At 70.5% G+C, this 7,821-nt stretch carries 9 protein-coding genes, 6 tRNA genes and 1 pseudogene; 8 read left to right on the forward strand and 8 right to left on the reverse strand.

Annotation, left to right across the window (positions count from 1 at the left end; genetic code table 11):
• Positions 1 to 124: pseudogene (locus L0P92_RS45900) on the forward strand (zf-TFIIB domain-containing protein); the annotation flags it as partial.
• Between the two features lie 49 nt (positions 125 to 173).
• Here L0P92_RS45900 and L0P92_RS39570 read toward each other — a convergent pair.
• The 5 genes from L0P92_RS39570 to L0P92_RS39590 all read right to left on the reverse strand — a co-directional run bounded on the left by L0P92_RS39570 (position 174) and on the right by L0P92_RS39590 (position 638).
• Positions 174 to 245, reverse strand: a tRNA-Val gene (locus L0P92_RS39570).
• A 29-nt stretch (positions 246 to 274) separates the two neighbouring features.
• Positions 275 to 346, reverse strand: a tRNA-Val gene (locus L0P92_RS39575).
• 34 nt (positions 347 to 380) lie between these two features.
• Positions 381 to 452: transfer RNA gene (locus L0P92_RS39580), tRNA-Val, on the reverse strand.
• Position 453: 1 nt separating this feature from the next.
• Positions 454 to 527, reverse strand: a tRNA-Cys gene (locus L0P92_RS39585).
• Positions 528 to 565: 38 nt separating this feature from the next.
• Positions 566 to 638 (reverse strand) — tRNA-Gly (locus L0P92_RS39590).
• Positions 639 to 815: 177 nt separating this feature from the next.
• Between L0P92_RS39590 and L0P92_RS39595 the strand changes: the two genes are divergently transcribed.
• Genes L0P92_RS39595 through L0P92_RS39605 form a run of 3 tightly spaced genes read left to right on the forward strand, consistent with a single transcriptional unit; the run spans position 816 to position 3,556 of the window.
• The gene (locus L0P92_RS39595) at positions 816 to 1,862 is read left to right on the forward strand and encodes a chorismate-binding protein (protein WP_234767973.1); all 1,047 of its coding nucleotides are present in this window, start codon (positions 816 to 818) and stop codon (positions 1,860 to 1,862) included.
• Positions 1,859 to 2,680, forward strand: coding sequence for an aminotransferase class IV (locus L0P92_RS39600; protein WP_234767974.1), 822 nt, complete (start codon positions 1,859 to 1,861; stop codon positions 2,678 to 2,680). The genes L0P92_RS39595 and L0P92_RS39600 overlap by 4 nt, the downstream gene beginning before the upstream one ends.
• Positions 2,681 to 2,731: 51 nt before the next feature.
• Positions 2,732 to 3,556 carry a GNAT family N-acetyltransferase gene (locus L0P92_RS39605; protein ID WP_234767975.1) on the forward strand — a complete coding sequence of 275 codons (825 nt, stop codon included), beginning with the start codon at positions 2,732 to 2,734 and terminating at the stop codon, positions 3,554 to 3,556.
• A 58-nt stretch (positions 3,557 to 3,614) separates the two neighbouring features.
• On the opposite strand, the gene L0P92_RS39610 is transcribed toward L0P92_RS39605, so the two are convergent.
• Positions 3,615 to 4,139, reverse strand: coding sequence for a DsbA family protein (locus L0P92_RS39610; RefSeq protein ID WP_234767976.1), 525 nt, complete (start codon positions 4,137 to 4,139; stop codon positions 3,615 to 3,617).
• A 193-nt stretch (positions 4,140 to 4,332) separates the two neighbouring features.
• Here L0P92_RS39610 and L0P92_RS39615 point away from each other — a divergent pair, with 193 nt between their 5' ends.
• Complete coding sequence (locus tag L0P92_RS39615; RefSeq protein WP_234767977.1) at positions 4,333 to 4,776, forward strand: hypothetical protein; 444 nt, start codon at positions 4,333 to 4,335, stop codon at positions 4,774 to 4,776.
• A gap of 154 nt (positions 4,777 to 4,930) precedes the next feature.
• Positions 4,931 to 5,083: a hypothetical protein gene (locus L0P92_RS39620; RefSeq protein WP_167366237.1), complete on the forward strand. Its 153-nt coding sequence runs from the start codon at positions 4,931 to 4,933 to the stop codon at positions 5,081 to 5,083.
• A 58-nt stretch (positions 5,084 to 5,141) separates the two neighbouring features.
• Here L0P92_RS39620 and L0P92_RS39625 read toward each other — a convergent pair whose 3' ends face one another.
• Together L0P92_RS39625 and L0P92_RS39630 are read right to left on the reverse strand one after the other, a co-directional pair.
• On the reverse strand, positions 5,142 to 5,702 hold the full coding sequence (locus L0P92_RS39625) for a CGNR zinc finger domain-containing protein (RefSeq protein ID WP_234767978.1): 561 nt from the start codon (positions 5,700 to 5,702) through the stop codon (positions 5,142 to 5,144).
• Between the two features lie 317 nt (positions 5,703 to 6,019).
• Positions 6,020 to 6,433, reverse strand: a complete 414-nt coding sequence (locus tag L0P92_RS39630) for an SsgA family sporulation/cell division regulator (protein ID WP_004002642.1) — start codon at positions 6,431 to 6,433, stop codon at positions 6,020 to 6,022.
• Between the two features lie 191 nt (positions 6,434 to 6,624).
• Between L0P92_RS39630 and L0P92_RS39635 the strand changes: the two genes are divergently transcribed.
• Both L0P92_RS39635 and L0P92_RS39640 read left to right on the forward strand, forming a co-directional pair.
• The gene (locus L0P92_RS39635; protein ID WP_234767979.1) at positions 6,625 to 7,083 is read left to right on the forward strand and encodes a TIGR02611 family protein; all 459 of its coding nucleotides are present in this window, start codon (positions 6,625 to 6,627) and stop codon (positions 7,081 to 7,083) included.
• An 88-nt stretch (positions 7,084 to 7,171) separates the two neighbouring features.
• Positions 7,172 to 7,243: transfer RNA gene (locus tag L0P92_RS39640), tRNA-Val, on the forward strand.
• Positions 7,244 to 7,821: the final 578 nt, after the last annotated feature.

A 7,821-nucleotide genomic window follows, 5' to 3' on the forward strand; every position in this document is an offset into this window, starting at 1 on the left:
GCAGGCCTACCCGGCCGCCCCGCAGGCGCCCGCCTGGGGCGCCCCGCACGGCGGCGGGCACCACGGCGGTCACTACGGCCACAAGCGTCACAAGAGCTTCGGGCACATGCTCTTCTCCAGCTGAGCCGCACCACGACGAAGCCCCCGGTCACAGGACCGGGGGCTTCTCTGTGTGGACGATACTGGGATTGAACCAGTGACCTCTTCCGTGTCAGGGAAGCGCTCTCCCGCTGAGCTAATCGTCCAGGTCAGCCACCCCGTGAGAGGGGCTGCGTGCGCGATACTGGGATTGAACCAGTGACCTCTTCCGTGTCAGGGAAGCGCTCTCCCGCTGAGCTAATCGCGCGGGTCAGACCTTCGATGATCTGCCGAAGATCCAGTGGACGATACTGGGATTGAACCAGTGACCTCTTCCGTGTCAGGGAAGCGCTCTCCCGCTGAGCTAATCGTCCTTGGAGGTGGAGACGGGATTTGAACCCGTGTAGACGGCTTTGCAGGCCGTTGCCTCGCCTCTCGGCCACTCCACCAGGAGTGAGGGGTTCGGGAAGATCCCCTTGTTCCTTCGAGCGGACGACGAGGTTCGAACTCGCGACCTCAACCTTGGCAAGGTTGCGCTCTACCAACTGAGCTACGTCCGCTTGTCGTTTCGTTCCGCTCCCGCGGCCCGGCGACGTGTTGAACTCTAGCGGATTCCGGGGCCAGTACAAAAACGCGTTTGTGCAGCGTGCTGCGCTGCACCTGCTCAGGGACCTGCCGACGGCCCCGAAGGGACACGGGCAGGTCGCCCGCGGGACACCCGCCATAGACTCGACTGCGTGCTCGACCTCCCTCCTCTCGCCCGCTTCGGCGGCCGCGTCGCCACCGGCCTCGTCGATGTCACCAGCGATCCCGGCGCCCTGGACTCCCACGGTTTCTGGGCTGTTCGCGCAGACTTCGAGGGCGGTCTGACCTGCGCCCGCTTCCGGGACGTAAGGGACGAACCCGTGCCCGCGCCGGTGCCGGGCCGGTGGGTCGGTCCGGCGGCCGGTCACTGGACGTCCTCGCTGGATCGCGCCGCGTACACGGCGGGAGTCCGGCGCATCCGTGAGTACATCGCGGCCGGCGAGGTCTATCAGGCGAACCTGTGCCGGGTGCTGAGCGCGCCGATCGGGGCGGACGCCGACGTGGACGCCCTGACGGCTCTGCTGGCCCGCGGCAACCCGGCGCCGTACGCAGGAACGATCCGGCTGCCGCGGCACGGCGTGGAGATCGCGACCGCTTCTCCCGAGCTCTTCCTGCGGCGTGACGGGCGGATCGTCGAGTCCGGGCCGATCAAGGGCACCGGGCGCACCGAGGCGGACCTGCTGGAGAAGGACTACGCCGAGAACGTGATGATCGTCGACCTGGTCCGCAACGACATCGGTCGCGTGTGCGCCACCGGGACCGTCACCGTCCCCGATCTGTGCGCCGTGGAGAAGCATCCGGGCCTTGTCCATCTGGTGTCCACCGTGCGCGGTGAGCTGCGCGAGGACGCGGGCTGGTCCGAGCTGCTCGGTGCCGCCTTTCCGCCCGGTTCGGTCACCGGGGCGCCCAAGTCGAGTGCGCTGCGGATCATCGAGGCGCTGGAGACGGCGCCGCGCGGGCCGTACTGCGGGGGCATCGGGTGGGTCGACGCCGACCGGGGTGTCGGTGAGCTGGCCGTCGGGATACGTACGTTCTGGATCGACCGGGGCGAGGGTGTGCTGCGGTTCGGCACCGGGGCGGGGATCACCTGGGGGTCGGACCCCGAGGGGGAGTGGCGGGAGACCGAGCTCAAGGCGTCCCGGCTGCTCGCGGTAGCGTCGGGGGTGTACGAGGTGAGTGGAGAGGGACTGCGATCGTGAGGATCTGGCTCGACGGCGGGCTGCAGGACATCGAGTCCGCCCGTGTCTCCGTCTTCGACCACGGGCTGACCGTGGGCGACGGCATCTTCGAGACGGTGAAGGCGGTGGACGGCCGTACGTTCGCGCTGACCCGCCACCTCGACCGGCTGACGCGTTCGGCGCGCGGTCTCGGTCTGCCCGACCCCGACCACGACGAGGTCCGCCGTGCCTGCGCGGCCGTCCTGGAGGCCAATCCGATGCCGCTCGGCCGGCTGCGGATCACCTACACCGGCGGTCACGGGCCGCTCGGCTCCGACCGCGGCGAGCACGGCCCCACCCTCGTCGTCGCCCTCGGCGAGACCACCCGGCGCCCCGATTCCACGGCCGTGATCACCGTGCCCTGGACCCGCAACGAGCGCGGCGCGCTGACCGGTCTGAAGACGACCTCGTACGCCGAGAACGTCGTCGCTCTCGCCCGCGCCCATCAACACGGCGCCTCCGAGGCCCTGTTCGCCAACACGGTCGGGCAGCTCTGCGAGGGCACCGGATCGAACGTCTTCGTCGTGCTGGACGGCGAGATCCACACCCCGCCGGTCGCCTCGGGCTGCCTCGCGGGCATCACGCGCGCGTTGGCGGTCGAATGGACCGGCGCCAAGGAGACCGACCTGCCGCTGGACGTCCTTCAGCGGGCCGACGAGGTCTTCCTGACCTCCACCCTGCGGGACGTGCAGGCCGTGCACCGGGTCGACGAGCGCGAACTCCCGGGCGCGCCGGGCCCGGTGACCGCCAAGGCCATGCGGATCTTCGAGGAGCGGTCCGGGGACGACCTGGATCCGTAGGAGCGGGAAAGCGGGCTGCGGTGAGCCGGTGCGTTGGGTAGAACACCCCTGATGACGACGACCCTGCGGCCGACCGAGCCGCTTCAGCACAACGCGGACGGGACCCGTTCGCGCCACTACCAGGTGTGTGTGAACGGCCGCCCCGTGGGCGATCTCCGCCTCGGCACGCATCCGGTCTTCGGTGCGGCGGTGGCCCGGATATCGGGGCTGCGGATCGAGGAACCGGACCGGCGTCGCGGTCGTGGCACGGTGGCCGCCCTCGCCGCGGAGGAGGTGGCGCGCGGCTGGGGCTGCCGGCGCATCGAGACGACCGTCGCCGACGGCGCCGGACCCGCGCTGCGTCTCGCCACGGCGCTCGGCTACCTCGTCCGCAACCGCCGCATGGAGAAGGCGCTCGGCGCCACGCCGCCCGAGCTGCCGGCGGGAAGCCGGGGCCGGCCGATGACGGCGGCGGAGTACGGGGTGTGGCTGGCCTGGAGCCACGAGCGCTACTTCCGCAGCTGGGCCGAGCGCGGGGTTCCGGAGGCCGAGGCGCGGGCCAGGTCCGAGCGGGACCACGCGCGCCTGCTGCCGGACGGTCCGCGCTCGCCGAACGTGGTCCTGAGCGTCCTCGAGCACGAGAACGTCCCGGTGGGCACCCTGTGGGTGGCGGAGCGCGACGGCGGCGCCTACGTCTACGACGTCGAGACCGACGCGGCCCACCGCGGCAACGGCCACGGCCGCACCCTGATGCTGCTGGCCGAGGGACAGGCTGTCGCAGCGGGGTACCGGACCATCGGTCTCGACGTCTTCGCGGACAACGCTCCCGCCGAGCGCCTCTGCGAATCACTCGGCTACGAGACGCGGCAGTTCGAGATGTACAAGACGCTGCTGTAGCCGTCCGGTGATGCCGCCCGACCTCGTCGGCAAGCGGGGCGGAGGCCCAGGTCGCGGATCAGGCGCCCGGCTCGGCGAGCAGCCGGTCGGCGATCTCCTCGATCCGCTCGCGCAGTCCCTCCTGGCTCTTGCCGCCGTCCAGGCGCTCGCCGCCGATCACATACGTCGGCGTGCCGGTCACGCCGATCGCCTTGCCCTCGGCCTGGTCGGCGTCGACGATGAGGATGTGCCGACCGTCGATCAGCGCGGTGTCGAACTCCTCCGCGTCCAGACCGAGTTCCCGGGCCACCTCGACCAGGAAGGGTTCCCCCTTACGGTCCAGCTCCTCGACGCGGCCCAGCACGGCCTCGACATACGGCCAGCCCTGCCCCTGCTCCGCGGCCTCCTCGGCGGCCTGCGCCGCGGCGAAGGCGTGCTTGTGCTTCTCCAGCGGGAAGTGCCGCAGCCGAAGCTCCAGCCGGTCGCCGTAACGGGCACGCAGGGCACGGACGTCGTCCAGGGCGCCGCGGCAGTCGGGGCACTGGAGCTCGCACCAGATGTCGAGGACGGGGGCGGCGGGACGGTCGGGGGAGGAGTCGCTCATGCCCCCAGTCTCCCAGCAGCGTCCCTGGCGCCCCAATCCGACCTGGTGGTACGTCCGTCACCGGCACCTGCGGAGGAGGCGACCCGGAGATGTCCCTGATGTCGGACGGAGGCATGGCCGGTCGGGCCTGCCACGGTGCAGGATGGAAGGGACGAAAAGTGCCCTGCCCGACCCAGTCTGCCTGGAGGACCGGATGATTGCCGAGACCGTCTGTTCCGCCGTCGCCGCGGCCGGCCTGGGCATCGCGGCGGTCACGGCGTACCGCAAGCGCTTCCTCGCGGCCACGCGCATCGCCGCGTACTCGCTGGTGCCCCTCGGGCTGGTGATGACCGGTGTCGTCGACTGGCTGGCGGACACCGCCTTCAGCCCGACGGCCTGGGCGGGCTTCGGAGTCCTCGGCGCGGCCTGGCTGCTGTTCGCGAGCACCCGTGCGGTGGAGCGCCGGCGCGGCGGCACCCGCAAGGAGCGCAAGGAGGCCCGAGCCGCCGCGCAGCGTGAGGCGGTGGCCCCGGCGGCCTCGGCGCCCTCGCTGGGCGCGGGCTCCCGGCAGACCGGCCGACCCGCGACCGCGCCCCGGTCCGAGGCCTCGGACGACTTCAGCGACATCGAGGCGATCCTCAAGAAGCACGGCATATGACGGCCGCCCGCAGGACTGAAACGACACAGTGGGTCGCCGCCCGGCCGTAAGCGATCACGACTCGAACCGGACATCACGGAATCCAGCGAACTCCCGCTCATTCCGGGCGTGTTGATCGCGCGACCAGGGGGAACTGCGCCATCATCGGCGCGAGATGCTGGACACGACACAGAGCGAGGCCGCGCCAGCTCAGGACGAGCCTCGCGGGTGCCTCTTCGCCCTTTCCCAGCCACCGCTGATGATCTTCCTTGCGGTGATCGGGTGTCTGCTGCTCATGGCTGCGCTGCACGATCTGCTGCTGCTCTGAGCCGTACCCGCGGTCCCCGGCGCCACCCGCCGGGGTCCGCGTCGACACACCCCTCGTGTCAGCCGGCCGCTTCCTTGCGCCGCGCCCGGTAGGCGGCCACATGCAGACGGTTTCCGCAGGTACGGCTGTCGCAGTAGCGCCGAGACCGGTTGCGGGAGAGGTCCACGAAGGCGTGCCGGCAGTCCGGCGCCTCGCAGCGCCGCAGCCGCTCCTGCTCTCCGGCGACCACGAAGAACGCCAGCGCCATGCCGCAGTCGGCCGCCAGATGGTCGGCGATGGAGGCACCGGGGGCGAAGTAGTGCACATGCCAGTCGTAGCCGTCGTGGTCCGTCAGCTGGGGGGTGGTGCCCGCGGCGGCGACCAGCTCGTTGATCAGTCCGGCCGCCCTGCGTGCCTCGGGCTCCGCGAAGATCGCGGCGAACCGCCCACGCACCTTGCGCACCGCCGACAGGTCGAACTCCGACAGCACGCCGACATCGCTGATCTCGTGCTTTCGTACGAAATCGGCGAGAGCCGCGACATCCGGCAGTCCGTCCGGCGAGTCGTCGCCCTCCGGCGAGGTGTTCACCAGATCCACCACGGCATCGAGCGCACACCGGGTGTCATGGGTGATCAGCACGTTTCGCTCCCTGGCCTGGGGTCGGGCGGGGCGCCCGCCGATGCTGGCCGATGGTAGTGGCTCGCGGTGCCCACACATCGGCCGAGCCCGCACGTGGCTTCGAATAGAACGCCGGGGAGGCATCGACGGTTCCCGTCGTACTGGAGCCGGTCACAACGCACCGTCACGATCGCATCACCGCCCCCACTGGCCACAGGCACACCAACGCCGCCCCCGTGGAGCGGAGGCGGCGTGATGTGTGCCGTATGCGGTTGTCTTGGCCCGAGCCGTCTCCCCGAGTCGACGGCGCCGGGCGGCCTTGAGGGGACCGCCTCGCCCTAGCTTTCCGCCAGGATGTGCGAGAGCTCCTGATCGAGATCGAAATGCCGATGCTCCGTACCGGGAGGTACGGCGGCGTCTGTTCGCTTCAGGAAGGACTCCAGAGCCCGTGCCGGGGCCTCCAGCAGTGCCTCGCCCTCCGGAGAGCTCAGGGCGATGCAGACGACGCCCTGGCCGTGGCTGCGCGACGGCCAGACACGGACGTCGCCGGTTCCGGTGGGGCGGTGGAGGCCCTCCGCGAGGAGGTCGCGGGCGAACACCCACTCGACGGTCTCTTCTGCTCCGGTGTGGAAGGTGGCGTGCACGGCGTAGGGGTCGGCCGTGTCGTACCGCAGGCCTGCGGGGACAGGCAGGGAGGACTCGCTCGACACAACGAGGCGCAGGTGCAGCTCGCAGCTGACCGTGGTGTTCATAAGCGCCAGGGCCTTTCGCTCAGTGTGCGCTCGGGGATTCGCACGTCGGCGAAATCGACATGCCACCTACGGTGCCGTTGTAAACCCCTCTGAGTGTTTTGCGTGTGTTTACGTAACTCTTCCGGCCGAGAACCAGTTCGCGAGGTACGCCCATTCCGGTGACTGGTTTCTGTCCGGTAGGGTTTGGCCGTATGAATACGGGGAGTAACGAGCCGGGCGAAGTTGCCGTGGCGACGGGACAGATCGAAGTGGACGGTGTGAAGAGCGACAGCGAGCAGGGCCTCGGTTCGAGAGCGCCGGAGTTCATCAAGGCCCGCCGTGTGCTGCATGTCAGCTGGCAGGTGGGTGTCTTCGTCATCGGCCTCGCGGTCGTGGTCGCCGGCATCATCATGCTGCCGCTGCCCGGTCCCGGCTGGGTCGTGATCTTCGGCGGCATGGCGATCTGGGCGACCGAGTTCGTCTGGGCCCAGCTGGTGCTGCGCTGGACCAAGCGCAAGGTCACCGAGGCCGCCCAGCGGGCCCTCGATCCGAAGGTGCGCCGTCGCAACATCATCCTGACGTCGATCGGCCTCGTGATCGTGGCCGCGCTCGTCGGTTTCTACGTGTGGAAGTTCGGCATAGTCATGCCCTGGAAGATCAAGGACCAGTAGTCGGCGACGGGGGTGCGGACGTCGGCCGGTGCGGGTTCGCGCTGGTCACACGCACCCCCTGACATGGGGTAATGTTCTTCCTGCGCCCGGGCGATTAGCTCAGTGGGAGAGCGCTTCGTTCACACCGAAGAGGTCACTGGTTCGAACCCAGTATCGCCCACCCGGATACGACGGCCCGTCTGCGAGAGCAGACGGGCCGTCGGCGTTTCCGCCCCCGACGGCGACTCCCACCCGCCTGGCACCGACCAGCCTCGACCGACGTCGACCAAGCGCCGATCCACACCAGCGGGCCCGCCTCGGTGCCGGTCCGTGCCAGTTCGGGTGGTAGGTCCTTACGCCGGCCAGCCCAGGTGGGTCCGGTGCCGGTCAGCATCGTCACCCCGCCTCGGTATCGACCCGCGCCAGCCCGAGTGGGTCCGCGTCGCCCGCCTCAGTCTGCACTGGTCAGCGCGACGCGGCGCCGGCACGAGCCGGCCTGCGGGGCGCGCCGGTCCGGATGAACCCGCACCGGTCCGTGTCGGCCGGCGCCGGTCAGCACACCTCGGTACCGTCCCGAGCCGGCTCAGGCATGGCCGCCCCGGCCCGTGTCAGCCGGCGTCGGCCGGTGCGACCCTGCCCCGGCCCGCGCCATCCCAGGTCAGCCCACGTCGCGCGCGTCGCCCACGCCGGCCAACTCCGGTCCACGTCGCCCACGTCACTCAACGCCGGCCCATCCTCCTCGCCCGGCCCCCGCCACCC

The sequence above is a fragment of the Streptomyces muensis genome, from assembly GCF_021474425.1.
GTDB classification, from domain to species: Bacteria; Actinomycetota; Actinomycetes; order Streptomycetales; family Streptomycetaceae; genus Streptomyces; species Streptomyces muensis.

Coding starts and splice junctions, on each gene's coding strand:
- L0P92_RS39605 (WP_234767975.1), top strand. CDS start 2,732: ATGACGACGACCCTGCGGCCGACCGAGCCGCTTCAGCACAACGCGGAC.
- L0P92_RS39610 (WP_234767976.1), bottom strand. CDS start 4,139: ATGAGCGACTCCTCCCCCGACCGTCCCGCCGCCCCCGTCCTCGACATC.
- L0P92_RS39615 (WP_234767977.1), top strand. CDS start 4,333: ATGATTGCCGAGACCGTCTGTTCCGCCGTCGCCGCGGCCGGCCTGGGC.
- L0P92_RS39620 (WP_167366237.1), top strand. CDS start 4,931: ATGCTGGACACGACACAGAGCGAGGCCGCGCCAGCTCAGGACGAGCCT.
- L0P92_RS39630 (WP_004002642.1), bottom strand. CDS start 6,433: ATGAACACCACGGTCAGCTGCGAGCTGCACCTGCGCCTCGTTGTGTCG.
- L0P92_RS39635 (WP_234767979.1), top strand. CDS start 6,625: ATGAATACGGGGAGTAACGAGCCGGGCGAAGTTGCCGTGGCGACGGGA.